Origin of the sequence: Cellulomonas sp. (assembly GCF_965229465.1) — a bacterium.
GTDB lineage: Bacteria > Actinomycetota > Actinomycetes > Actinomycetales > Cellulomonadaceae > Cellulomonas.
Genome location: NZ_OZ245882.1, coordinates 4399210 through 4423166, shown reverse-complemented (window position 1 = coordinate 4423166; position 23957 = coordinate 4399210). Strand labels below are relative to the sequence as shown.

The window sequence follows — 23957 nt, the reverse complement described above, 5'->3', positions numbered from 1 at the left end:
TCAGTAGCCCGGCAGCGCGAGCATCTGGTCGAGGGCGACGCGTGCCCAGTGGGCGTCGTCGGCGTCCACGACGATGCGGTTCACGGTGCGACCGGCCACGAGCGACTCCATCGCCCACACCAGGTGCGGCAGGTCGATCCGGTTCATGGTCGAGCAGAAGCACACCGTGGAGTCGAGGTAGTGGATGTTCTTGTCCGGGTGGGCGGCCGCGAGGCGACGCACCAGGTTCAGCTCGGTGCCGACCGCCCAGGAGCTGCCCGGCGCGGCGGCGTCGAGCGCCTTGACGATGTACTCGGTCGAGCCGACCAGGTCCGCCGCGAGGACGACCTCGTGCTGGCACTCCGGGTGCACGATCACCGTGACGTCAGGCACCGCCGCCCGCATGTCCGTGACGTTCCGGACCGAGAACCGGCCGTGCACCGAGCAGTGGCCGCGCCACAGGATCATCCGCGCGTCGCGCAGCTGCTGCGTCGTCAGGCCGCCACCCGGCTTGCGGGGGTCGAACACGACGCAGTCGTCGAGCGAGAGCCCCAGCTGCTGGACCGCGGTGTTGCGGCCCAGGTGCTGGTCGGGCATGAACAGCACCTTGCCGTTGCCGGCCACGCCGCCGACCTTGTCGAACGCCCACCGCAGCGCGACGTGCGCGTTCGACGACGTGCAGATGGTCCCGCCGTGGCGGCCGGTGAACGCCTTGATCGACGCCGCGGAGTTCATGTACGTCACCGGCACGGTCGACTCGGCGACGCCGGCGTCGACGAGCACGTCCCACGCGTCCTCGACCTGGTCGATGGCCGCCATGTCCGCCATGGAGCAGCCCGCCGCGAGGTCCGGGAGGATCACCTGCTGCTGGTCGGACGTGAGGATGTCGGCGGACTCGGCCATGAAGTGCACGCCGCAGAAGATGATGAACTCGGCCTCGGGCCGCGCGGCCGCCTCGCGGGCGAGCTTGAACGAGTCGCCCGTGACGTCGGCGAACTCGATGACCTCGTCGCGCTGGTAGTGGTGGCCGAGGACGAAGGCGCGGCTGCCGAGCGCGGCACGGGCCGCGCGGGCGCGTTCGACGAGGTCGGGGTCGCTCGGCGCGGGCAGGCCGCCGACGCACTCGACGCCACGCTCGGAGTCGAGATCGACGCCGCGGCCCAGCAGCAGGAGGGCCGACGGAGCCGGCTCGGAGAAGGTGCTCACGCTCACGCCGCGATCTTCCCACACGGGTCCCGTGCATTCGCGCTCGGGCCGCCGTGCCACGATGCACGGCGTGCGCGTCCTCATCGCCCCCGACAGCTTCGGCTCGAGCCTCACGGCCGACGAGGTCGCCCGTGCCATCGCCGGGGCCTGGCGATCCACGGCGCCGCAGGACGAGGTCACCGAGTGCCCGCTGTCGGACGGCGGCCCGGGATTCGTCGCGGTCCTGCACGCCGCTCTGGGCGGCGAGCTCGTCGCGGCGACCGTGACGTCACCTGTCGGTGTGCCGGTTCCGGCGGTGATCCTGCGCGTGGGGACGACGGCGTACGTCGAGTCGGCACAGGCGATCGGTCTGCCGCTGGTGCCCGCCGAGCTCCGCGACCCGACGCGCACGTCGAGCCGCGGCGCCGGGGAGCTGGTCGCCGCCGCGCTGGACACGGGTGCTCGCAGGGTCGTCGTCGGACTCGGCGGCTCCGCGACGAACGACGGGGGAGCGGGCGCCCTCGTCGGGCTCGCCCGCGGGCTCGGCCTCGACGGCCCCGGCGAGCTGCTCGCCGCCGGTGGCGGGTCGCTCGGGTCGGTGACGGCGGACGACCTGCGCGGGCTGCGCGACCTGCGCGACCGGCTGCGGGACGTCGAGCTGGTGGTCGCGACGGACGTGGACGTCCCGCTGCTCGGCCTGCACGGAGCGAGCGCCGGCTTCGCCCCGCAGAAGGGGGCGACGCCGGACCAGGCCCAGGAGCTGGAGCGCGCGCTCGGTCACTTCGCGCACGTCGCGACGGCGGCCCTGGGGGACGCGGTCCGTCCGGACCTGCTCGCCGGCGCGCGCGCCACGTCGCCCACCTCGCGCCTGACCGCGGCGCCGGGCGCAGGAGCGGCCGGCGGGCTCGGGTTCGGGCTGACGCTGGTCGGCGCGCGGCTGGTGCCCGGGTCGGTCTTCGTCGCCGATGCCGTGGGCCTGGACGCGCTCATCGCCGACCACGACGTCGTCGTCACCGGTGAGGGCCGCTTCGACTGGCAGTCGCTGCACGGGAAGGTCGTGTCCGAGGTGGCGTCGCGCGCGCTGCCCCACGCCGTCCCGACCGTCGTCGTCGCCGGGGAGGTGCTGGTGGGCCGCCGCGAGCTGTCCGCCGCGGGGATCACCGCTGCTTACGCGGTGAGTGAGACCCCCGACCAGGTCGCCGCTGCACTGGCCGCGCCCGCCGAGACCCTCGCGGCCCGTGCCGCGCGCGTGGCGAGAACCTGGTCACGTTGAGCGGGATGTCGTCCTCGGGGTCGTACCCTGGACGGGAACAACCTCGGGGCCGGCTCTGTTGCCAGAGGTTGACGCAACAGAAGTGCTGTCCAGCGAGCACCCAGGAGAGACCATGAGCGAGACCACCGCGACCGAGACCGCGACCGAGACGCACGGCGTCCTCCTCACCGACTTCGCCGCCTCGAAGGTCCGCAGCCTCCTCGAGCAGGAAGGCCGCGACGACCTCCGTCTCCGTGTCGCCGTCCAGCCCGGTGGCTGCTCCGGCCTGATCTACCAGCTGTACTTCGACGAGCGCGTCCTCGACGGCGACGTCGTCAAGGACTACGACGGTGTCGAGGTCGTCGTCGACCGGATGAGCGTCCCGTACCTCGAGGGAGCGACGATCGACTTCGCCGACTCGATCGAGAAGCAGGGCTTCACCATCGACAACCCGAACGCCGGCAGCGCCTGCGCGTGCGGCGGCTCGTTCAGCTGATCTGAGCAACGACGAAGGCCCGGTACCCGAGAGGGCACCGGGCCTTCGTCATGCGTGCGTCCGGACGGTGAGCGCGTGCACACCGTCCTGCTCGGTCGCGCCCACCATCTCGTGCCCGCGCATCCGCGCCCACGCGGGGACGTCGTGCACCGCGGCGGGGTCGGTGGCGAGCACGGTCAGCTCGGTGCCCGGCGGCGCGTCGGCGGCCGCGCGGGCCAGCCGGATCACGGGCGCCGGGCAGCGCAGCCCGCGGGCGTCCACGGTGGTCACAGGCCGCCGACCCCCCACGCCTCCCGGACTCCGGCGACGATCCCCGGCAGCTGCGCGAGGAACCGCTCGACGTCCTGCTCCTGGGTGCCACGGGGGAGGGCCAGCCGGACGTTGCCGTGCGTCAGGGCGCCCATGGCGGCCAGCACGTGGCTGGGCTCGAGCGCGCTCGACGTGCATGCGGACCCCGACCCCACCGCGAACCCGCGGGCGTCGAGCGCAGCCAGCAGCGCCTCGCCCTCGACGTACAGGCACGAGAACGTCACCACGTGGGGGAGGCGGTCCAGCGGGTGCCCGACCACCTCGACGTCGGGGACGGTGACCGTCACGCGCGAGCGGACGAGGTCCACGAGCCGGCGTCGTGCCGCGTCGTCGGCCGACCGCGTCGAGCCGGCCGCCTGGAGCGCAACGGCGGCGGCCAGGGCGGCGGGGACGCTGACGCCGCCGGGGAACCAGCGGTCCTCGTCCTCGGGCCAGTCGGGCGAGCGCCGCACGCCGGAGCGGGTCACCAGCACGCCCAGCCCTCCCGGGCCGCCCCAGTCGCCCGCGTCGGCGGCCAGCAGGTCCCAGGAGCCGCCGACCTCGACGTGGCCCAGGCTGGCGCCGGCGTCCACGAGGAGCGGGACTCCCGCGGCGCGGGCGGCGAGGTGCACGTCGTCGACCGGCTGGAGCGTGCCGACCTCTCCGTTGGCGTGCTGGAGCGCGGCCAGCGCGACGCCTGGACGGCCGACCGCGTCGCCGTACTCCTGCGGGTCCACCCTGCCGTCCCGGTCCACGCCGACGGTCACGCGGTCGCCGGCGAAGTCCGCCGCGTTCAGCACCGCCGCACGCTCGACCGCACCGACCACCACCTGCGTCCCGGTGCGCCGCCGGCCGCGGACCACGGCACGCACCGCCGCGTGCAGTGCCGCGGTGTGCGACGGAGCGAGGTCGACCTCCTCGGTCCTGGCGCCGACCGAGGCCGCGATCGCCTCGCGCGCGCCGTCCAGCAGCATGCGTGCGCGGCGACCCTCGGCGTGCAGCCGTCGAGGATCCGCCCAGCCCTGGTCGAGGGCCTCCAGGAACGCGGTGCGGGCCTGCGGCAGCAGCGGTGCGCGGCCGCCGGCGTCGAGGACGACCCGGTGGGCAGTGGCGTGCGTCACAGGACCGGGTCCCGCGGACGCCTCGGGCTCGGTGTCGGGCTGGCTGCTCACCCGGGCACCGTAACCCCGCAGAGCCGTCATCAGGCGCGGGACGACGGGCATGCGGGTCGCGGCCGGCCGTCGGGATCTGCGAAGGCTGTGCGGTGTGATGGTGCTGACACCGTGTCGTCAACGGGTGTCGTCAGCACGAAAGGAACTGGTCGGCGCGCTAGGCTGCACGGGTCGAGGACGAAGGTCCCGGGTGGCGCCCTCCAGCAGTGCACGGGGGTGTCGACGGGACGCGAGTGAGAGGTCCCCCGTTGCACCCGGACACCCCCCGTCGCACGCGGCGACCAGCCCTGTTGCTGGCCGGCCTGCTTGGCGTCGCCGCCGTCGTCCTCAGCGGATGTTCCGCCGAGGTGCAGCGCGGCTGGCTGCCCGGCAGCTCGGACGCCGAGATCACCGACCAGACAGGTCGCATCGCCAACCTGTGGGTCGGGTCGTGGATCGCCGCCCTGATCGTCGGCGTCATCACCTGGGGCCTGATCCTCTGGTGCGTCGCGGTCTACCGGAAGCGCAAGGGCGACGACACGCTCCCCGTGCAGCTGCGGTACCACGTGCCGCTCGAGGTCATGTACGTGATCCTGCCGATCATCATGGTCGGGGTGCTCTTCTACTACACCAACCGTGACACCACCGCGATCGTCGACACCTCCGCCGAGGCGGACGTGCATGTCCAGGTCATCGGCAAGCAGTGGAGCTGGGACTTCAACTACCTCGACGACGACGCCTACGACACCGGCCAGCACGCGCAGGACGTCGGCTCCGCCGGCACGGGCGTGCTCCGGGACCAGGTCACCCTGTACCTGCCCGTCGACGAGACCGTCGAGTTCACGCTCGACTCGCGCGACGTCATCCACTCGTTCTGGGTCCCCGCGTTCCTGTTCAAGATGGACATGATCCCGGGCAAGACGAACTCGTTCCAGGTCACCCCCACGGAAGAGGGCACCTACCTGGGCAAGTGCGCCGAGCTCTGCGGCGAGTACCACTCGTCGATGCTGTTCAACGTGAAGGTCGTGACGCGCGAGGAGTACGACGCGCACATCGAGGAGCTCAAGGCCAAGGGTCAGGAAGGCTCGCTCGGGCTCGAGTACAGCCGCCAGCAGGACCTGGACAGCGCTCCGAAGGAAGGCGAGAACTGATGGCCGCCGTCGCGGAGCACATCCCCGGTCTGGCGCCCTCGCGTCAGACTCTCGGGCGCACGGTGATCAAGTGGGTCACCTCGACCGACCACAAGACCATCGGGTACCTGTACCTGATCACGTCGTTCATCTGGTTCGGCATCGGCGGCATCCTGGCGCTGCTCATCCGCGCCGAGCTGTTCGCGCCGGGCATGGACATCTTCCAGTCGCGCGAGCAGTACAACCAGGCGTTCACCATGCACGGCACGATCATGCTGCTGCTGTTCGCGACGCCGTTGTTCGCGGGCTTCGCCAACGTGATCATGCCGCTCCAGATCGGTGCGCCGGACGTCGCGTTCCCGCGGCTGAACATGCTCGCGTACTGGATGTTCTTCTTCGGCGGCACGATCGCCGGCGCCGGCTTCTTCACGCCGCAGGGGGCAGCCTCGTTCGGGTGGTTCGCGTACGCGCCGCTGTCGAACACCGTGTACTCACCGGGACTGGGCGGTGACCTCTGGGTCTTCGGCCTCGCGCTCGCCGGCTTCGGCACCATCCTCGGTGCCGTCAACTTCATCACCACGATCGTGACCATGCGCGCGCCCGGCATGACCATGTTCCGGATGCCGATCTTCACCTGGAACACGCTGGTGACGTCGCTCCTGGTGCTCATGGCGTTCCCGCCGCTGGCCGCGGCGCTCTTCGCCCTCGGTGCCGACCGCCGCCTCGGCGCGCAGGTGTTCAACCCGGAGAACGGGGGAGCCATCCTGTGGCAGCACCTGTTCTGGTTCTTCGGGCACCCTGAGGTCTACATCATCGCGCTGCCGTTCTTCGGCATCGTCACCGAGATCCTGCCGGTGTTCAGCCGCAAGCCGATCTTCGGCTACAAGGGCCTCGTGTACGCGACGATCGCGATCGCCGCCCTGTCCGTGACCGTGTGGGCCCACCACATGTACGTCACCGGCTCGGTGCTCCTGCCGTTCTTCGCCTTCATGACCATGCTCATCGCGGTGCCGACCGGTGTGAAGTTCTTCAACTGGATCGGCACGATGTGGCGCGGCAAGCTCACGTTCGAGACGCCGATGCTCTGGACCATCGGCTTCCTCGTCACGTTCCTCTTCGGCGGCCTGACGGGCATCATCCTGTCCAGCCCGGCGCTCGACTTCTCCCTGTCGGACTCCTACTTCGTCGTCGCGCACTTCCACTACGTGGTGTTCGGCACGGTGGTGTTCGCCATGTTCGCGGGCTTCTACTTCTGGTGGCCCAAGATGACCGGGCGGATGCTCGGCGAGACGCTGGGCAAGGTCCACTTCTGGATGCTGTTCGTCGGCTTCCACACCACCTTCCTCATCCAGCACTGGCTGGGCGTCAAGGGCATGCCGCGTCGGTACGCGGACTACTCGCCCGACGACGGCTTCACGTGGATGAACCAGCTGTCGACGATCGGCGCCGTCATCCTGGCCGCCTCGACGCTGCCGTTCCTGTGGAACGTGTACACCACGTGGCGCAACGCTCCGCTGGTCACGGTCGACGACCCGTGGGGCTATGGCGCCTCGCTCGAGTGGGCCACCAGCTGCCCGCCGCCGCGGCACAACTTCACGTCGCTCCCGCGCATCCGCTCCGAGCGCCCCGCGTTCGACCTGCACCACCCCGAGGTCGCGGCCATGGACCACGTCGAGCCGAACCCGGGCCCGCTGGACTGGGAGGCGGACCGGCGCGGCGAGAGCGAGGTCGCCACCGACCGCGTGGTGAACGACAAGGGTGAGCAGGAGCAGTCGACCGCGACCATCGTCGACGACAGGCCGCGCCCCGACGAGGAGGGAACCCGATGAAGTTCGAGACCAAGCTCTTCCTCTACGGAGTCCTGTTCTTCGTCCCCGTCGGCCTGATCTACGCCGCCTGGAGCAAGGGCGAGCCGGTCGGCACCGTGGGCATCCCGCTGGTCGGCGGTCTGGTCGGCATGATCGGCGCATACTTCGCGCTGCTGTCCCGCCGGATCGACGACCGGCCCGAGGACGACCCGCTGGGTGAGATCGAGCAGGGCGCCGGCGACCAGGGCGTGTTCAGCCCGTGGAGCTGGTGGCCGCTCGTGCTCGGCGTCTCGGCGGCGATCACGTTCGCCGGTCTGGCCGTGGGCTGGTGGCTCTCGTACATCGGCATCGCGCTCGGGGTCATCGGCCTCGTCGGCTGGGTGTTCGAGTTCTCCCGCGGGCAGCACGCCCACTGAGCCGCACTTCGTGAAAGGCCCTCACTTTGGTGGGGGCCTTTCGCGCGTCCGCTGCGCTAGCGTCGGCGGGTATGAGGCATTCGGGGGCGTGTGCGGGTCTGTCTGTGGTTCTCCTGGCTCTTCTGACCGGATGCGCGAGCAGCGCCGGCTCCGGGAGCGAGCTGTCCTCCGAGGACGTCACGGGGGAGTGGGTCGCGGCCGGCTCGAAGCCCCGCGTCTACCTCGAGCTCGCCGACGACGGCGCTCTCAGCGGGAGCGACGGCTGCAACCAGCTCACGGGCTCGTGGGAGATCGACGGGTCCGAGGTCGACTTCGGCGAGCTGGGGTCGACGATGATGGCCTGCGAGGACGTCGACACCTGGCTCTCCGGCGCCGGGTCGGCAACGGTCGCCGGTGACGAGCTCACGGTCCTGGACGCCGACGGCACGGAGATCGGGACGCTGGAGAGGTCCACGTGATCGGATCTCGTACGCGCGCGCTGCGTGCGCTCGTGCCGGTGATGCTCCTGGGTGCCGCGCTGACGGGATGCACGGACGCCTCGGGTGCGGACGCCTCTGTCGAGGATCTCGGCGGGCTGTGGGGCACGCAGGACACCGAGGGGATCGCCTCACTGGACCTCGCGGCGGACGGTACGGCGACCGGGACCGACGGGTGCAACCGGACGACCGGGACGTGGGAGCAGAACGGGACCCAGGTCGCGTTCGGCGAGTGGGCGACCACGCGCATGGCGTGCCCGAGCGTCGACACCTGGCTGTCCCTGGCGGCGAAGGCCACGCTCGAGGGGGAGAACCTCGTCTTCGTCGACGAGAACGGCATCGAGATCGGGACGCTCCAGCCGAACTCCTGAGCGCGGCTGAGGGCCACCTCCGCGGACGGAGGCGGCCCCCAGCCGATGCTGCAGGACGTCAGACGGCGACGATGAGCCCCGCGGTCTGGGTGCGTGCGCGGTCGAAGCGAGCGGCCGCGTCAGCCCAGTTCACGATGTTCCACCACGCCTTGACGTAGTCCGCCTTGACGTTCACGTAGTCGAGGTAGAACGCGTGCTCCCACATGTCGAGGACGACGACGGGGACCAGGCCGAGGGCGATGTTGCTCTGCTGGTCGTACAGCTGCACGATCACGAGCTTCTGGCCGATCGAGTCCCACGCGAGGATCGACCAGCCGGACCCCTGGATGCCGAGGGCGTTGGCGGCGAAGTGCTTCTGGAACGCCTCGAACGAGCCGAAGAACTCGTCGACCGCGGCGCCCAGCTCCCCGGTGGGCTTGTCGCCGCCGTCGGGGGAGAGGTTCTGCCAGAACACGGAGTGGTTGACGTGACCGCCGAGGTTGAACGCCAGGTTCTTCTCGTGCAGGTTCACGGCGGCGAAGTCGTCGGCCGCACGAGCGGCGGCGAGCTTCTCGAGCGCGGTGTTGGCGCCGGTCACGTACGCGGCGTGGTGCTTGTCATGGTGCAGCTCCATGATCCGGCCCGAGATGTGCGGCTCGAGGGCCGCGTAGTCGTAGGGCAGATCCGGAAGCGAGTAGTCAGCCATGCGTGAGTACACCTCTCCTGCGTCGGTCTGGGACCGCGTGGCGCGGTCCGCTCTGTACAGAGGAACGGGCGACCCGCCGTGACGGCGGGTCGCCCGACTCCACGGTCAACTCTTGCCCAGGATCAGCGATTCCGCCCGTCGGGCGTCGTCTCATCCTGCGGATCCACCAGGTGCTGCCCGCCACCGACCGCGCCGGTCAGAGCTGCCGGGGCGTGCTCGTCGGTCGCGCCCACGGCGTCGTGCTCGCCGTGCGAGTGCGAGGCTGCCAGCTCCGCGGGCGTGACGGGCTCGATCCGGTCCTCGTAGAACGTCTGCGAGAGGCGCTGCCGCATTCGGTCGAGCGCGTAGCCCTTGCGCCGCACGCCACGGGAGTCCTCCGCCGGTTCGATCTCCAGCGGGCGGATGGCGTCGTGCTGCACGCGCAACCAGCGCTCGTGGGCGTCCAGCGGCTTGTGCACCTCGATGTACTCACCGTTGGCGAACCGCACGATCCGGCCGGTCTCGTGCCCGTGCAGGACCAGCTCGCGGTCCCTGCGCTGGAGACCGAGGCAGATGCGCTTGGTCACCCAGAACGCGAACCACGGACCGACGAAGATCAGCACGCGGAACACCCACGTGATGTCGTTGATCGACAGGCGGAAGTGCGTCGCGATCAGGTCGTTGGACCCGGCCAGGACGAGGATGAAGAACGCGGTCAGCAGCGAGACACCGAAGGCCGTACGGAACGGGCGGTTGCGCGGGCGGTCGAGCACGTGGTGCTCACGCTTGTCGCCGGTCGCGAACGCCTCGATGAACGGGTACGCGGCCAGCAGCGTGAACAGGATGCCCGGCACCACCATCGCGGGGATGAGCACGTTGAGCGACACCGTGAAGCCGAGGACCACGAACTCCGTGAACCCGGGCATCAGGCGCAGCGATCCCTCGAGGAACAGCATGTACCAGTCGGGCTGGGCTCCTGCGGACACCGGTGAGGGGTCGTAGGGCCCGTAGTTCCAGACCGGGTTGATCGACATCGTCGCCGCCATGAGCGCGATGACACCGAACACGGTGAAGAAGTAGCCGCCGGCCTTCGCCACGTAGATGGGGAAGAGCGGGTAGCCGACGACGTTCTTGTCCGTCCGGCCGGACCCGGGGTACTGCGTGTGCTTGTGCAGCACGACGAAGAACAGGTGCAGGCCGATGAGCGCCAGGATGATCCCGGGCACCAGGAGGATGTGCACCGTGAACAGGCGCGGGATGAGCGCCTGGCCCGGGAACTCGCCGCCGAACAGGAAGTACGACGTGTAGCTGCCGATGATCGGGATGGACCGCACGACGCCGTCGGTGATGCGCAGGCCGTTGCCGGAGAGCACGTCGTCGGGGAGCGAGTAGCCGGAGAAGCCGGCGGCCAGACCGAGGATGAGCAGCAGGAAGCCGACCACCCAGTTGACCTCGCGCGGCTTGCGGAATGCGCCGGTGAAGAACACACGCATCATGTGCGTCACGATCGCGGCCATGAAGATCAGGGCTGCCCAGTGGTGGATCTGCCGCATCAGCAGGCCACCGCGCACCTCGAACGAGAGCCGCAGCGTCGAGGCGAACGCCTCGGACATCTGGACGCCCTGCATGGCCTCCCACGGCCCGTCGTAGTGGACCTCGTTCATGCTCGGCACGAAGAAGAGCGTGAGGAAGACGCCGGAGATCAGGATCGTGATGAAGCTGAAAAGGGCGATCTCACCGAGCAGGAACGACCAGTGGTCGGGGAAGATCTTGCGCGCGAACGTCTTGACGAAGGTCCCGATGCCGGTGCGCTGGTCCAGATAGTCCGCTGTACCCGCGGCGAGCTTCTCGACGGGGGTGGGGGTCGCTGTCGTCGTCACTTCAGACGCTCCCAGTAGCTCGGGCCGACGGGCTCGTTGAAGTCGCTCTGCGCGATCAGGTAGCCCTCGTCGTCGATGGTGATCGGCAGCTGCGGCAGGGGCCGCTTCGCCGGTCCGAACACGACCCGCGCGCCGTTGGCCACGTCGAACGTCGACTGGTGGCACGGGCACAGGAGGTGGTGGGTCTGCTGCTCGTACAGCGCGACCGGACAACCCACGTGGGTGCAGATCTTGGAGTAGGCGACGATCCCGTCGTAGGACCATCCCTTGCGGTCCTCGGCCTCGTTGAGGTCGGCCGGGTCGAGCCGGACCAGCAGGACGACGGCCTTGGCCTTCTCGTCCAGCGGGTGCTCCGCCTCCTCGAGGCCCTCGGGGATGACGTGGAACACCGAGCCGATGGTCACGTCGGCGGCCTTGATGGGCCGGCCCGACGGGTCCGTCGCGAGCTTGGTGCCCTTCTTCCAGAGCGTGTGGCGGAACTTGGAGACGTTCCAGTCGCCGCCGACGTTGCCGACGATCGGCACGACGATCGCCAGCGGGAAGAGCGCGAGCGCGGAGATCATGGCGCCCTGGAGCACGCCGCGCCGGCCGATTGCCGAGTCCGCGGCGCCGTCCTTGAGGGCGGCGACCGCTCCGGCGCGGTTGTCGTCGGAGCTGCGCTGGACGTGCCGCTCCTCGGACTTCTCGTGGTCGTTCATCAGCGCCTTGGCCCAGTGGACGGCGGCGAAACCGATGCCCAGCAGGGAGAGCGCGAGGCCGAGCCCCAGCGCGAGGTTCGAGCGCAGCATCGACTCCGGCGAGTCGCCCGGGGGCAGCGCGAAGTAGGCGACCAGGAAGCCGAGCGTGGCGAGCACGGAGATGGCGAAGAGGACGACGACCTGCCGCTCGGCCTTCTTGTTCGCCTTGGGGTCGTTGTCGCCCAGACGGTCGTGGTGCTCCGGGTGGCCCGGGTCCGCGAACTTGTCAGGCAGCGCGCCCGGCGCCTGCGTGACGATCTCGTTGCCGGCCTCGTGGCCCGTGTCGTGGTTGGTCACGAGGACTTCGCTCCGATCCAGACTGCTGCGCCGATGAGCAGACCCATGCCGACGACCCAGGCCCACAGGCCCTCGCTCACCGGACCGAGGGCGCCGAGGTCCAGCCCGCCGGGCGAGGTGCCGCCCTGCTGGTCGATGAACGCGATGATGTCGCGCTTCTCCTCGGGCGTGATGTTCGCGTCGTTGAACACGGGCATCGACTGCGGGCCGGTCAGCATGGCCTCGTACAGGTGGGTGGGCGTGGTCGCCCAGAGGTTGGGAGCGAACTTGCCCTGCGAGAGGGCGCCGCCCGCGCCGACCGCGTTGTGGCACATCGCGCAGTTGGTGCGGAAGATGAGCATGCCGTTGGCCACGTTGCCGAGGGCCGGGTCCACCTGCTCCGCCGTGGGGATCGCGGGACCGGCGCCGAGCGACGCGACGAACGCGGCGAGCTGGTTGATCTGGTCCTGGTCGAACTGCACGGGCTTGACCTGGGCCTGGGGGCCGTTCATCTGCATGGGCATGCGACCCGTGCCCACTTGGAAGTCGACGGCCGCCGCGCCCACACCGATGAGGGACGGGCCGCTCGCCGTGCCGGACGCGGAAGGTCCGTGGCAGGTGGCGCAGTTGGCCTGGAACAGCTTCTCGCCGGTCGCGATGTCGTTGGTGCTCGCCTTCACGGGCACCGCGTCGGCCGACGTCGGTGCCAGCACCGCGTACAGGCCACCGGTGAGCAGCAGCGCCAGCAGGAGCAGCACGATCGGCGCACGCCGATCCTGCCTGCGGGCTGCGAGTGCCTTCACGGATCGATCCTCGTCTCGCACGTGGGGATGGGGGTCTGGGACAGGCGGGTTGTGGCCCGGCGGCCCGCTACTTCAGGAGGTAGATCACCGCGAAGAGCGCGATCCACACGACGTCGACGAAGTGCCAGTAGTACGACGTCACGATCGCGGACGTGGCCTCGTGGTGGCCGAACCGCTTGGCGCTGAACGAGCGGCCGAGCAGGAACAGGAAGGCGAGCAGGCCGCCGACGACGTGCAGACCGTGGAAGCCGGTCGTCAGGTAGAAGACCGAGCCGTAGGGGCTCGACGCGATGGTCAGGCCCTCGTGCACGAGCTCGGCGTACTCGAAGATCTGGCCGCCGATGAAGAAGGCACCCATGAGGTACGTCAGGGACATCCACTCGTTCATGCCCCAGCGGTTCACCTGGAGCAGGGAGCCGGTGCGGACGGGCTGGAACCGCTCGGCGGCCCACACACCCATCTGGCACGTGACCGACGACAGGACCAGCACCGTGGTGTTGATCGCGGCGAAGGTGATGTTGAGCTTCGGGGTGTTCTCCGCCCAGGCCTCCGGCGCTGCGCCACGCAGCGTGAAGTACATGGCGAAGAGGCCGGCGAAGAACATGAGCTCGCTGGCCAGCCAGACGATCGTCCCTACCGACACGGGGTTCGGTCGGTTGACGCTCACGTGGGGGCTGGTGCGCGGGGCAGCCGTTGCGGTCGACACGATCGTCATTATGGCTGATGACGCCCCCGCATGGGACGTTAGGCCCTCAGCGTGGCCACAGGTAAATGTCACACCGTCAGGATCCGAGCCGTCCCGCCCGAGCCCGCGGCCGGAGATCACCCCGATCTGGCGCGGGTCGGCGGGCACGGACGAGCGTCTGCACGCGTCGCGGCGTGCGGCGCGTCGCGGCCCCCGTGCTATGCGCCGGGGAAGCCGTGGCGGGCCCGCCCACCGAGTCGCGACCACCCGTGCCAGAATTCCCGTCGGACGCACGTCGACGACGAGTGAGGGACTTCCATGAGCACGGCGCACCCCGACAACGCAGCCGGCACCCCCGGACCGCGGATCCTGCTGTACAGCGACGACGTCGACGCCCGCGCGCAGGTGCGGCTCGCGGTCGGCCGTCGGCTCCGGCGCGGCGCGCCCGACATCGAGTGGGTCGAGGTGGCCACCGCCGCCGCCGTCATCGCGCAGACGGAGTCGGGCGGGCTGGACCTGCTGATCCTGGACGGTGAGGCGGACAAGGTGGGCGGCCTCGGGCTCGCGCGCCAGCTCAAGGACGAGATCTTCCGGTGCCCGCCGACGCTCGTGCTCACCGGGCGCCCGCAGGACGCCTGGCTCGCGTCCTGGTCGAACGCGGACGCCGTCGTCAGCCGGCCGCTGGACCCGGTCGAGCTGCACGGTGCGGTCGCGGCGATCGTCGAGGCGCAGGCCGTCACCCGATGACGCAAGCGTCAGCCGGTCCGGCAGGGCCCACGTGGCCCGACCTGTTCGCGACGCTCACCGCCCGGCGGGACCTCACGATCGCGCAGACGTCGTGGGCGATGTCCGAGATCATGAGCGGCGCGGCCTCGACGCCCAAGGTGGCCGCGTTCCTCATCGGCCTGAAGACGAAGGGCGAGTCGGTCGACGAGCTCATGGGTCTCGCCGACACGATGCTCGCCCACGCGATCCGGATCGAGGTCCCCGGGCGCACGCTCGACATCGTCGGAACGGGCGGTGACCGCTCGCACACCGTGAACATCTCGACCATGTCCGCGCTCGTCATCGCGGGCGCGGGGATCACCGTGGTCAAGCACGGCAACCGGGCCGCGTCGTCGTCGTCCGGGTCCGCCGACGTGCTCGAGGAGCTGGGCATCCGCCTCGACCACCCGCCGGCGCGCGTCGCGGAGCTCGCCTCCGAGGTCGGGATCACCTTCTGCTTCGCCCAGGTGTTCCACCCCTCCTTCCGCCACACCGCGGCCGCGCGCACCGAGCTCGGCGTCGGCACGGCGTTCAACTTCCTCGGTCCGCTCACCAACCCGGCCCAGCCGGGCTCCGCGGCGATCGGCGTCGCGGACTCGCGGATGGCGCCTCTCATGGCGGGGGTCCTCGCCCAGCGCGGGGCCAGCGCCGTGGTGTTCCGGGGCGAAGACGGCCTCGACGAGATCGCCCCGACCGGTCCCACGCGACTGTGGGAGGTGCGCGACGGGGAGGTTTCCGAGTCCGTCATCGACTGGGAGGCCGACCTCGGCGTGCCGCGCATCGCGCTCGACTCGCTGCGCGGGGCGAAGGCCGACTACAACGCCGACGTCGCGCGGCGGCTGCTCGGCGGGGAGGGTGGCGCGGTGCGCGAGACCGTCGTGCTGAACGTGGCCGCAGCGCTCGTGGCCGACGGCACGCTGCCCGGGACCGCGGACGGGACGCTCGTGGAGCGCCTGGTTGCGGGGAGCGTGCACGCGCGGGAGTCGCTCGACAGCGGGGCTGCGGCGGACGTGCTGGCGCGCTGGCGCGCGGCGAGCGCGCGCTGAGCGGGGCTCCTCAGCCTGCGCTGCGCTCCAGGTCAGTCCTCGAGCCCGAGGGCGAAGGCTTGTTCCAGGTCGTGCTGGCTGTACGTGCGGAAGGCGATGTACGTCTGGGTGCGGATGACGCCCTCGATCTTGCTCACCTTGTCCGCGATGACGTCGGCGAGGTCGTCGTGCTCACGGACCCGCACCATGGCGATGAGGTCGACCTCTCCGGTCACGGAGTAGACCTCACTGACGCCGGGCAGGTCGGCGATCGCGGCGGCGACCTCCGGGATCCGCGCGGCGTCCGAGTCGATGAGCACGATGGCGGTCAGCATGCTCGCCATCATGCCGTGCGAGGCGGGCGGATGCTGAACGGGATGACCCGGGCGTCGTCGAGCTCCAGGGTCACGGGGCGCGCCTCCGCGACGTCTAGCTCGCGTTCCGTGCCCGGTCGCGACAGCTGCACCACCGGTGCACCGTCGTCCGGGGCGAGGCGGGGCCTGACCAGCGCCGCGACGGCGGTCGCCGGGTCGCCCAGCCCCTCGGCCGACCGCACCGGGCACGCCCACGGAACGTCGACCGCGACGAGGCGAACCCCGGGCTTGCCCAGCCACGCGAGGATCAGGTCGGTCTCCTCCGGGTGCGCCGCGGTGGACGGGGCGACACCCGGCTCGACCTGCTCGCCCGTGGACTGGAGGGTGGCGATCGCCGGCCGTGGATCGGTGCGCCGGTCGACCCGCGCGGTCCCGGCGAGGCGCCCGAAGCGGACGAGGACCAGCTCCCACCCGCCGTCGTCGGAGCGCCGCGCGGCGACGAGCTCCGCGCACGTGGCCAGCGGCGCGAACCGCTGCGCCCGCGACGCCCCCCGCAGGAAGCCACCGAGCCGGTCCCGCACGGTGGCCGCCTCCTCGAACCGTTCCTGGGCGACCAGCCACGCGATCCGGTCGGCGTGCGCCTCGACCACCGGTGCGGCGTCCGCGACCATCGCGTGCCGGACGCGGTCGACGACCTCCGCGTAGCCTTCGGGGCCCTGGTGACCGGTGCAGGGAGCACCGCACTTGCCCATCTCGGCCAGCACGCACGCCGACGAGCCCGCCGGGGCCACCAGGGGGAGCTTGCGGGTGCACTGCCGGATCGGGAACGTCTCGTGCAGGGCCTCGACGGCCAGCTGGGCCGTGGAGGCCGAGGAGAACGGTCCGATGTACGTCGCGCCGTCGCCGTCCTTGACCTCGCGGACCACGGACAGCCGCGGGTACGGCTCGGACGTCAGCCGGACCCAGGGCATGCGCTCGGGGAACCGGGACCGCCGGTTGTACCGGGGGGAGTGGGCGGCGATGAGTCGAAGCTCGCGGACGCGGGCCTCCAGCGGCGTCGCGCACGGGATCGGGTCGACGCGCTGGGCGACGCGGACCATCTCGATCATCCGGCCGCGCTTCTCCGCCGAGGTGAAGTAGGACCGGACGCGCTGACGCAGCGAGGTCGTGGACGTGCCGACGTAGAGGACCTCGTCGCCCGGGCCGCGGAACAGGTACACCCCCGGGCCGTCGGGCAGACCGTCCGCGAGGGTGCGCTTGCGGCGCACGTCCTCCGGCACCGGGTCCGTGGCGGTGGCGAGGTCCTCGAGGTGCGTGATGCCCAGGGGCGCCAGGCGGGAGAGCAGCGCGTGCAGCACGTCCACCGTGGCGCGGGCGTCGGAGAGCGCGCGGTGGTTGGGCGTGACGGTCGCGTGGAACAGGTTGGCGAGGGTGGACAGCTTGTGGTTGGGGGCCTCGTCGCGGGTGACGACACGGCGTGCGAGCCGGACGGTGTCCACCACCTTGTTGCCCGGCCAGGCATGACCGGTGCGTGCGGCGGCCGCCTTCAGGAAGCCGACGTCGAACGGTGCGTTGTGCGCCACGAGCACGGAACCGCGGGAGAACTCGAGGAAGCTGGGCAGCACCTCCTCGATGGGCGGCGCCCCGATGAGCATCGTCGTGGTGATGCCGGTGAGCACCTGGATGAAGGCCGGCACCGGACCGCCCGGGTCCACGAGCGTCTGGAACTCGCCCAGCACCTCGCCGCCACGCACCTTGACCGCGCCGATCTCGGTGATGGCGCAGTCCGCGGGGGTGCCGCCCGTGGTCTCCAGGTCCACGACGACGAACGTGACGTCCGAAAGCGGGGTGCCCAGGTCGTCGAGGCTCAGCTGCACCGGGCGCCCGGCCGGGTCCGGGGTGGCGTCCGCCCAGACGGGGCGCAGGCGGCGGACGGAGGACATGGCTCGGACGGTACCCATGGCCACCGACACCCATGGCCACCGACACGGCCTGGCTCCAGCGCCGGTGCGTCGCGACCGGGCCGCACGTCTCCCCACCGGCGCGGCGGGTCGATAGTTTCGGCGGATGGAGCTCGAGCTGCGCCACCTCCGGCTGATCGTCACCGTCGCGGAACACGGATCGGTGACTCGTGCGGCCGCGTCCCTCGGGCTCACCCAGCCCGCGCTGACGGCGCAGCTCAACCGGATCGACCGCACGTTGGGGGCCGCGGTGTTCACGCGCGACCAGCGTGGCGCGCGACCGACGGCGCTGGGCGAGCTCGTCCTGGGGCGCGCGAAGGTGCTGCTCCCGGCCATGTCCGCGCTGGTCGACGACGCGCACCGGATGGTCGCCGGCAGGGACCTGCGCGCGCGCTCGGTGCGTGTCGGCACGGCCGCCACGGCGCTCGGTGGCCTCTTCGTCAACCGCCTGGTGTCCGGCCTGCACGCCGAGGTCACGAGCGTCACCATGCCGGACGTCGACGCCGTGTCGGCGCAGCTGGGGGCGCAGACCCTCGACGTCGCGCTGGTCGGCATGTGCGGGAACGCGTCGCCGCCGACGGCCGGGGGCGTCCGGTGGTGGAGGGTGAGCACCGACCCCGTCTTCGTGCTCGTCCCGGACGACCATCCGCTGGCCACCCGGGCGGTGGTCACGCTCACCGATCTCGCGGACGTCGACTGGCTGGGGGTGTCCGGCGCCGGGTGCTTCCAGCGGTGCTTCGTCACCGCGTGCGCCCGCGCAGGGTTCACGCCAGGCAAGGTGAGCGAGGCCGACCGGGCCGCGTGCGTCGACCTGGTCCGCGCCGGGCACGGCGTCGCCCTGGTACAGCCGACGTTCCCCGACACGCCCGGCGTCAGCGTGGTGCCGCTCGCGGGGGTACCCCTGCAGTGGGCGCACCACGTGGGCTGGCACGAGGAGTCGGCGCCCCTGCCGGTGGATGGGATCGTCGACGCCGCTCAGCGCGCCCACGCCGAGGCCGTGAGCCGCAGCAGCCCCCGTTTCCTCGACTGGTTGGCCGCCGGGAGGGCATAACCGCGGTGCTATGCCCACCGAGTGATCTGTTCTTCGACAGCGGTCACGCCTAGTGTGACTGTCGGCCTACCGGCTGATGTGACGACGGAGGGACGACAGACATGACGCGATACACGTGGAGGGCGGCGGTGACGGCGTGTGCGGCCGGCGCGCTCCTCGCCGGACCGCTGGCGGTCGGATCGACTGCCGCACCATCCGACCCCGGATCCACGAGCCCCCAGGAGCTCGGCATCCAGCAGAAGGTCGACCCCGCGATCCAGAAGGCGCTCGAGCGCGACCTCGGGCTCAGCCCGTCCGCCGCGGCGAAGCGGCTCACGTTCCAGGCGGACGCCGCCGGCAAGCAGCGCACCCTGAAGGCGCGCCTGGGCGCCACGTTCGCGGGCGCCTGGATCGATCCCACCAAGAACGTGCTGTACGTCGGCGTCGCGGACGGCGCGGCCGCCTCGACCGTGCAGGCCGCCGGCGCGCAGGCCGTGGTCGTGAACCACACGCTCGCCGACCTGGAGAAGTGGCAGGCCTCGCTCGACGCGACCACCGCCGAGGCGCCCGCGGCCGTGCCCAGCTGGTACGTCGACGTGACGACCAACTCGGTCGTCGTCTCCGTGCGGGACGGTGCGGAGACGGCGGCGCGCCAGCTCGTCGAACGGGCCGGGGTGCCGGCGGACTCGGTGACCTTCCAGCCGACCACCGAGGCCCCCCAGACCTTCATCGACATCGTCGGCGGCAACGCCTACACGATCGGCGGGACCAGCCGTTGCTCGGTCGGGTTCTCGGTGACCGGCGGGTTCGTGTCCGCCGGCCACTGCGGCACCACCGGGGCGACGACCGCCACCCCGACGGGGACGTTCCGCGGCTCGAGCTTTCCGGGCAACGACTACTCGTGGGTCGGCGCCGCCGCCGGCAACACCTCGATCGGCGCGGTCAACCAGTACAACGGCACCCGCGTCTCCGTGGCGGGGTCCACCGACGCGGCGGTCGGCGCCTCCGTCTGCCGGTCGGGGTCGACCACCGGCTGGCACTGCGGGACGATCCAGTCCCGCGGCGCCAGCGTGACCTACGCGCAGGGCACGGTCAGCGGGCTGATCCGCACCAACGTGTGCGCCGAGCCGGGTGACTCCGGCGGTTCGCTCATCGCCGGCAACCAGGCGCAGGGCGTGACGTCCGGCGGGTCCGGGAACTGCACCTCGGGCGGCACCACGTACTTCCAGCCGGTGAACGAGATCCTGTCGGCCTACGGCCTCACCCTGACCACCGGCGGTGGGGGCACCACCCCGCCCCCGACGACGTCGTGCTCGGGCTACGCGGCCAGCTACCAGGGCACCCTCACGTCCGGCTCGGCCGTGGCCCAGCCGGCGGGCGGCTCGGTGAGCATCACGAACAGCGGGACGTTCCGGCTCTGCCTGGCCGGTCCGACCGGCGCCGACTTCGATCTGTACCTCCAGAAGCGGAGCGGGACCGTCTGGTCGACGGTCGCGCGGGGGACGACGTCGTCGCCCAACGAGGCGTTCACCTACTCCGGCACGGCAGGTACGTACCGGTACGTCGTCGACGCGTACTCGGGCTCCGGCGCGTACGTCCTGGGGGTCACGACTCCCTGACGTCGCTCGGCGGGCCCGGCTCGGCGGTCACCCTCGCGGTGGGTGCCGGGCCGGGTCCCGCCGTCGCCGGCCCGCGGCACCTAAGGTGTTGGTCATGAGCGGCGAGGACGGGACCGGCGACGACGCCACGGCTGTGCCGCCGGCGCTGCGCACCGCCCTGGTGCAGGTGGCCGCGGACGCCCTGGGCGCCACGGAACCCGTAGAGGTGCCGCCGTCGCTGCGGGCGGTGCACCGCTTCGCCCCGCGCCGGCGCGCGACCGCTGGCGCCGGACCGCTCTGGAACGCGCTCCAGGACGACGCGTTCCGGGCGCGGGTGGCGCGGGTGTGGACGCAGGCGAACCCCGAGCTGGCCGCCGGCCTGGCACCCGACTCCGAGGAACCCGCCCCGCCGTCGCTTCAGGCCGCGACCGGCGCCTGGCTGCTCGGGGCCCCATGGCGTGACCTGCTCCCGGCCGAGGAGCCTGCGGTCGCCACCGTGAGCGCGGAGGCGCAGGCCCGGCTGTCGCGCGCGCAGGCGGAGGCGGACCGGCTCCGGGCCGACGCCGCGGCGGCGCGGGACGAGGCGCGCGCCGCCGAGGAGCAGCTCGGCGGGCTCCAGCGCGAGCTGCGCCGGCTGCGGTCCGACGCGGACCGCGCGCGCAGCGAGGGACGCCGGGCGGCAGAGGAGGCACGCGCCGCGCTCGACACCGCCGAGCTCGCCCAGGCGCGTGCGGCCGACGACCTCCGGCAGGCGTCCGAGGAGCGGCGGTCGGCGCAGGCGGAGCGCACCGCGGCACGGGCGGAGCTGCGGGCGGCCCGCAAGCTCGCCGACGTCCGGGTGCGGCTGCTGCTCGACACGATCGTCGACGCCGCCAGCGGGCTGCGTTCCGAGCTCGCGCTGCCACCGGTGGCGGAGCTGCCCGCCGACCTGGTCAGCCCGCCGACGGAGCGCACCGCGGCGCGGCCGGGCTCGCGCGGACGCTCGGCGCAGGACCCGGCACTGCTGGACGAGCTGCTGCGCCAGCCGTGGGCGCACCTGATGGTCGACGGCTACAACGTCTCGAAGTCCGGGTTCGGGGAGCTCTCGCTGGCCGAGCAGAGACGCCGGCTGGTCGACGGGCTCGCCCAGGTCGCTGCGCGGACCGGCGCCGAGGTGACCTGCTGCTTCGACGGGCAGGAGGGTCAGCAGCACCCGCCCGGCGGGTACGCACGGGGCGTCCGGGTCCTGTTCGCCGTCGGGGAGATCGCAGACGACCTCATCAGGAGGCTGGTGCACGCCGAGCCGCCCGGACGCGTGCTCGTGGTGGTGACCAGCGACCAGGAGGTGGTGCGCGACGTCGAGGCCGCGGGCGCGTGGGTGGTGCCGTCCAGCACGCTGGTCGCGCGTCTCCAGCGCCTCTGACGGTCGTTGTCGGTGGTCGTGGCTAGCGTCCGCGACATGATCATCGACTGCGACACCTGCACCGAGCGCGGGGCCGCGTGCGCGGACTGCGTCGTGACCTTCCTGACCATCCCGGTGCGCCGGCCGACGCCCGAGGCGGTCCCCGCGATGCATCTCATGCATGCGGAGCACGCCGAGCTCGCCGAGCATGCCGCAGGGGCGGTCGAGCTCGACGCCGCGGAGCAGCACGCCATCGGCGTGCTCGCGGCGTCGGGTCTCGTCCCGCCCCTGCGCCTGGTGCGTGCGGTGTGAGCGGTCAGTCCCGCGCCGGGCCCTCGTAGAGCTTGTCGATCTCGCCGGCGTAGTCCTTGAGCACCTCGTTGCGGCGGATGCTCAGCTTGGGCGTCAGGTAGCCGTTGGCGATGGTGAGGTCCGACTCGAGGATCCGGTACTTGCGCACCGACTCCGCCCGGGACACCGCCTTGTTCGCCTTCTCGACCGCCTTGTCCAGCGACGCCAGGACGTCCGCGTCCTTGGCGGCCTCCGCCAGGGTCATCGCCGGCTTGCCGTGCGCGGACAGCCAGCCGGGGACGCCCTCGGGGTCGAGCGTGATGAGCGCGCCGATGAACGGGCGCTGGTCACCGACCACGACCACCTGGCTGATGAGCGGGTGCGCGCGGATGCGGTCCTCGAGCACCGCGGGGGCCACGTTCTTGCCACCGGCCGTGACGATGATCTCCTTCTTGCGACCGGTGATCCGCAGGTAGCCCTCGTCGTCGAGGGAGCCGAGGTCACCGGTGCGGAACCAGCCGTCATGCATGGCCTCCGCGGTCGCGGCCTCGTTGTTGTGGTAGCCCCGGAACACCTGCACGCCCTGGAGCTCGACCTCGCCGTCCGCGGCGATGCGGACGCCGCTGCCCGGCAGGGGCAGACCGACGGTGCCGATCTTGGTGCCCCGGCCCGGCCGGTTCACCGTGGCGGGGGCGGTGGTCTCGGTCAGCCCGTAGCCCTCCAGGACGTTGAGGCCGAGACCACGGTAGAAGTGGCCGAGCCGCTCACCGAGCGGGGCGCCGCCGGAGACCGCCCACCGCGCCTGACCGCCCAGCGCGTTGCGCAGGCGGTGCAGCACCAGCACGTCCGCCACCTTGTGCTGGAGGCGCAGCCACAGGCTCGGGCCGCGGGCGTTGTCGAGCGCGCGCGAGTAGACGATCGAGGTCTTCGCGGCCCGCTGGAAGATGGAGCCCTTGCCCGACGCCGCGGCCTTCTGCTCGGCCGAGTTGTAGACCTTCTCGAACACGCGGGGGACCGCGAGGATGAACGTGGGTCGGAACGAGCCCAGGTCGTCGATCAGGGTCGCCGTGCTCGGGCTGTGACCCAGGACGGCACCGGCGGGGATGCAGAGCACCTCGATGAACCGCGCGAAGACGTGCGCGAGCGGCATGAACAGCAGGGTGCGGGCGCCGGGCTCGCTGAACACCTCGTTGATGTCCTCGACCGCGTTCACGGTGAGCAGGTAGAAGTTGCCGTGCGTGAGCTCGACGCCCTTGGGCCGGCCCGTCGTGCCCGACGTGTAGATGATGGTGGCGGTGTCGTCGAGGACCGCCAGGCCGCGGCGACGCGTGATCTCCTCGTCGGGCGTGCTGGCACCGCCGGTGACGATCGTGTCGATCGCGCCGTCGTCGAGGATCAGGACCTCGCGCAGGGTCGGCGCGTCGGCGCGCACCTCGTCCACGACCGCGGCGTGGGCGGCGGTCTCCACGACGAGCAGCGAGACGTCGGCGTCGGTGAGGATCCACAGGACCTGCTCGGCCGACGACGTCTCGTACAGGGGGACCGGCACGGCGCCCGCAGCCCAGACTGCCCAGTCGATCAGCGACCACTCGTACCGCGTCCGCGACATGATCCCGACGCGGTCGCCGGGCTGCACACCACGTGCGACGAGGCCCTTGGCCACGGCGACGATCTCCGCGTCGAACTCCCGCGAGGTCAGGGGGATCCAGGGCCCGCCCTCCTGCGCCTTGTGCTCGACGAGGACACTGTCGGGCGTGCTCCCGACCCGGTCGGCGAGCAGGTCGTTGAGGTTCTTCGAGGGATCGACCTCGACGCGCAACGGGATGTGGAACTCGTCCATGCTGGCTCCAGTGACAGGGGGGCGAAGTGTGGGCCCGAGGATACGGGACTTCGGTCGCCCTTGGGGCAGCAGCCGAATGGGTACGCTCTGCGGCGGGCCTGGTCGCGGGGTCGCCCGGGTACGTGGGCCGGGGGCCGCGCAGGCGGATAGCGTGG

General features: G+C 71.7%; 24 protein-coding genes. 13 read left to right on the top strand and 11 right to left on the bottom strand.

Annotated elements, in window-relative coordinates; genetic code table 11:
• On the bottom strand, window positions 1–1191 hold the full coding sequence (gene nadA, locus ACO06A_RS20845) for a quinolinate synthase NadA (RefSeq protein ID WP_421734086.1): 1191 nt from the start codon (window positions 1189–1191) through the stop codon (window positions 1–3).
• A gap of 55 nt (window positions 1192–1246) precedes the next feature.
• Here nadA and ACO06A_RS20840 point away from each other — a divergent pair, with 55 nt between their 5' ends.
• Window positions 1247–2437: a glycerate kinase gene (locus tag ACO06A_RS20840; protein ID WP_421734085.1), complete on the top strand. Its 1191-nt coding sequence runs from the start codon at window positions 1247–1249 to the stop codon at window positions 2435–2437.
• A gap of 112 nt (window positions 2438–2549) precedes the next feature.
• A complete protein-coding gene (erpA, locus tag ACO06A_RS20835) occupies window positions 2550–2912 on the top strand; it encodes an iron-sulfur cluster insertion protein ErpA (protein ID WP_056090589.1) in 363 nt (120 codons plus the stop codon).
• A 48-nt stretch (window positions 2913–2960) separates the two neighbouring features.
• Here the strand turns inward: erpA and ACO06A_RS20830 are convergent, their stop codons facing one another.
• Window positions 2961–3182, bottom strand: coding sequence for a sulfurtransferase TusA family protein (locus ACO06A_RS20830; protein WP_307491792.1), 222 nt, complete (start codon window positions 3180–3182; stop codon window positions 2961–2963).
• Window positions 3179–4372: a cysteine desulfurase family protein gene (locus tag ACO06A_RS20825; protein ID WP_421734084.1), complete on the bottom strand. Its 1194-nt coding sequence runs from the start codon at window positions 4370–4372 to the stop codon at window positions 3179–3181. The genes ACO06A_RS20830 and ACO06A_RS20825 overlap by 4 nt, the downstream gene beginning before the upstream one ends.
• A gap of 248 nt (window positions 4373–4620) precedes the next feature.
• Between ACO06A_RS20825 and coxB the strand changes: the two genes are divergently transcribed.
• The 5 genes from coxB (at window position 4621) to ACO06A_RS20800 (ending at window position 8552) form a co-directional block, all read left to right on the top strand.
• Window positions 4621–5502, top strand: coding sequence for a cytochrome c oxidase subunit II (coxB, locus tag ACO06A_RS20820; RefSeq protein WP_421734083.1), 882 nt, complete (start codon window positions 4621–4623; stop codon window positions 5500–5502).
• Entirely contained in the window at window positions 5502–7310 is a 1809-nt protein-coding gene (ctaD, locus tag ACO06A_RS20815; RefSeq protein ID WP_421734082.1) for a cytochrome c oxidase subunit I, read from the top strand. Before coxB ends, ctaD begins: the two co-directional genes overlap by 1 nt.
• A complete protein-coding gene (locus ACO06A_RS20810; RefSeq protein ID WP_175347911.1) occupies window positions 7307–7705 on the top strand; it encodes a cytochrome c oxidase subunit 4 in 399 nt (132 codons plus the stop codon). The genes ctaD and ACO06A_RS20810 overlap by 4 nt, the downstream gene beginning before the upstream one ends.
• Before the next feature lie 104 nt (window positions 7706–7809).
• Entirely contained in the window at window positions 7810–8163 is a 354-nt protein-coding gene (locus ACO06A_RS20805; protein WP_421734081.1) for an META domain-containing protein, read from the top strand.
• Window positions 8160–8552: an META domain-containing protein gene (locus ACO06A_RS20800; protein WP_421734080.1), complete on the top strand. Its 393-nt coding sequence runs from the start codon at window positions 8160–8162 to the stop codon at window positions 8550–8552. The genes ACO06A_RS20805 and ACO06A_RS20800 overlap by 4 nt, the downstream gene beginning before the upstream one ends.
• A 58-nt stretch (window positions 8553–8610) precedes the next feature.
• Here the strand turns inward: ACO06A_RS20800 and ACO06A_RS20795 are convergent, their stop codons facing one another.
• From ACO06A_RS20795 to ACO06A_RS20775, 5 genes are all read right to left on the bottom strand, one after another.
• Window positions 8611–9237 carry a superoxide dismutase gene (locus ACO06A_RS20795; protein WP_421734079.1) on the bottom strand — a complete coding sequence of 209 codons (627 nt, stop codon included), beginning with the start codon at window positions 9235–9237 and terminating at the stop codon, window positions 8611–8613.
• A 122-nt stretch (window positions 9238–9359) separates the two neighbouring features.
• Window positions 9360–11096, bottom strand: a complete 1737-nt coding sequence (locus ACO06A_RS20790) for a cytochrome b (protein WP_421734078.1) — start codon at window positions 11094–11096, stop codon at window positions 9360–9362.
• Window positions 11093–12130 carry a Rieske 2Fe-2S domain-containing protein gene (locus ACO06A_RS20785; protein WP_421734077.1) on the bottom strand — a complete coding sequence of 346 codons (1038 nt, stop codon included), beginning with the start codon at window positions 12128–12130 and terminating at the stop codon, window positions 11093–11095. The genes ACO06A_RS20790 and ACO06A_RS20785 overlap by 4 nt, the downstream gene beginning before the upstream one ends.
• Window positions 12127–12912, bottom strand: coding sequence for a c-type cytochrome (locus tag ACO06A_RS20780; protein ID WP_421734076.1), 786 nt, complete (start codon window positions 12910–12912; stop codon window positions 12127–12129). The genes ACO06A_RS20785 and ACO06A_RS20780 overlap by 4 nt, the downstream gene beginning before the upstream one ends.
• A 67-nt stretch (window positions 12913–12979) precedes the next feature.
• Window positions 12980–13627, bottom strand: coding sequence for a cytochrome c oxidase subunit 3 (locus ACO06A_RS20775; RefSeq protein WP_175347904.1), 648 nt, complete (start codon window positions 13625–13627; stop codon window positions 12980–12982).
• A 288-nt stretch (window positions 13628–13915) separates the two neighbouring features.
• Between ACO06A_RS20775 and ACO06A_RS20770 the strand changes: the two genes are divergently transcribed.
• Window positions 13916–14344 (top strand): hypothetical protein, encoded by a 429-nt coding sequence (locus ACO06A_RS20770; RefSeq protein ID WP_421734075.1) that lies wholly within the window; start codon window positions 13916–13918, stop codon window positions 14342–14344.
• Complete coding sequence (gene trpD, locus ACO06A_RS20765) at window positions 14341–15408, top strand: anthranilate phosphoribosyltransferase (protein ID WP_421734074.1); 1068 nt, start codon at window positions 14341–14343, stop codon at window positions 15406–15408. The genes ACO06A_RS20770 and trpD overlap by 4 nt, the downstream gene beginning before the upstream one ends.
• A gap of 32 nt (window positions 15409–15440) precedes the next feature.
• On the opposite strand, the gene ACO06A_RS20760 is transcribed toward trpD, so the two are convergent.
• A complete protein-coding gene (locus tag ACO06A_RS20760; protein WP_175347901.1) occupies window positions 15441–15722 on the bottom strand; it encodes an Lrp/AsnC family transcriptional regulator in 282 nt (93 codons plus the stop codon).
• 8 nt (window positions 15723–15730) lie between these two features.
• A complete protein-coding gene (locus ACO06A_RS20755) occupies window positions 15731–17644 on the bottom strand; it encodes a DEDD exonuclease domain-containing protein (RefSeq protein ID WP_421734073.1) in 1914 nt (637 codons plus the stop codon).
• 124 nt (window positions 17645–17768) lie between these two features.
• Here ACO06A_RS20755 and ACO06A_RS20750 point away from each other — a divergent pair, with 124 nt between their 5' ends.
• From ACO06A_RS20750 to ACO06A_RS20735, 4 genes are all read left to right on the top strand, one after another.
• Window positions 17769–18713, top strand: a complete 945-nt coding sequence (locus tag ACO06A_RS20750) for a LysR family transcriptional regulator (RefSeq protein ID WP_421734072.1) — start codon at window positions 17769–17771, stop codon at window positions 18711–18713.
• Between the two features lie 101 nt (window positions 18714–18814).
• Complete coding sequence (locus tag ACO06A_RS20745; protein ID WP_421734071.1) at window positions 18815–20311, top strand: alpha-lytic protease prodomain-containing protein; 1497 nt, start codon at window positions 18815–18817, stop codon at window positions 20309–20311.
• A 94-nt stretch (window positions 20312–20405) separates the two neighbouring features.
• The gene (locus tag ACO06A_RS20740) at window positions 20406–21692 is read left to right on the top strand and encodes an NYN domain-containing protein (RefSeq protein ID WP_421734070.1); all 1287 of its coding nucleotides are present in this window, start codon (window positions 20406–20408) and stop codon (window positions 21690–21692) included.
• Window positions 21693–21728: 36 nt separating this feature from the next.
• A complete protein-coding gene (locus ACO06A_RS20735; RefSeq protein ID WP_421734069.1) occupies window positions 21729–21983 on the top strand; it encodes a hypothetical protein in 255 nt (84 codons plus the stop codon).
• A 4-nt stretch (window positions 21984–21987) separates the two neighbouring features.
• Here the strand turns inward: ACO06A_RS20735 and ACO06A_RS20730 are convergent, their stop codons facing one another.
• A complete protein-coding gene (locus tag ACO06A_RS20730) occupies window positions 21988–23802 on the bottom strand; it encodes an AMP-dependent synthetase/ligase (protein WP_421734068.1) in 1815 nt (604 codons plus the stop codon).
• Between the last annotated feature and the right edge of the window lie 155 nt (window positions 23803–23957).

Coding starts and splice junctions, on each gene's coding strand:
- ACO06A_RS20770 (WP_421734075.1), top strand. CDS start 13,916: ATGAGCACGGCGCACCCCGACAACGCAGCCGGCACCCCCGGACCGCGG.
- ACO06A_RS20730 (WP_421734068.1), bottom strand. CDS start 23,802: ATGGACGAGTTCCACATCCCGTTGCGCGTCGAGGTCGATCCCTCGAAG.
- ACO06A_RS20745 (WP_421734071.1), top strand. CDS start 18,815: ATGACGCGATACACGTGGAGGGCGGCGGTGACGGCGTGTGCGGCCGGC.
- ACO06A_RS20840 (WP_421734085.1), top strand. CDS start 1,247: ATGCACGGCGTGCGCGTCCTCATCGCCCCCGACAGCTTCGGCTCGAGC.
- ACO06A_RS20740 (WP_421734070.1), top strand. CDS start 20,406: ATGAGCGGCGAGGACGGGACCGGCGACGACGCCACGGCTGTGCCGCCG.
- ACO06A_RS20775 (WP_175347904.1), bottom strand. CDS start 13,627: ATGACGATCGTGTCGACCGCAACGGCTGCCCCGCGCACCAGCCCCCAC.
- ACO06A_RS20810 (WP_175347911.1), top strand. CDS start 7,307: ATGAAGTTCGAGACCAAGCTCTTCCTCTACGGAGTCCTGTTCTTCGTC.
- ACO06A_RS20750 (WP_421734072.1), top strand. CDS start 17,769: ATGGAGCTCGAGCTGCGCCACCTCCGGCTGATCGTCACCGTCGCGGAA.
- ctaD (WP_421734082.1), top strand. CDS start 5,502: ATGGCCGCCGTCGCGGAGCACATCCCCGGTCTGGCGCCCTCGCGTCAG.
- trpD (WP_421734074.1), top strand. CDS start 14,341: ATGACGCAAGCGTCAGCCGGTCCGGCAGGGCCCACGTGGCCCGACCTG.
- ACO06A_RS20735 (WP_421734069.1), top strand. CDS start 21,729: ATGATCATCGACTGCGACACCTGCACCGAGCGCGGGGCCGCGTGCGCG.
- ACO06A_RS20755 (WP_421734073.1), bottom strand. CDS start 17,644: ATGTCCTCCGTCCGCCGCCTGCGCCCCGTCTGGGCGGACGCCACCCCG.
- ACO06A_RS20760 (WP_175347901.1), bottom strand. CDS start 15,722: ATGCTGACCGCCATCGTGCTCATCGACTCGGACGCCGCGCGGATCCCG.
- erpA (WP_056090589.1), top strand. CDS start 2,550: ATGAGCGAGACCACCGCGACCGAGACCGCGACCGAGACGCACGGCGTC.
- ACO06A_RS20795 (WP_421734079.1), bottom strand. CDS start 9,237: ATGGCTGACTACTCGCTTCCGGATCTGCCCTACGACTACGCGGCCCTC.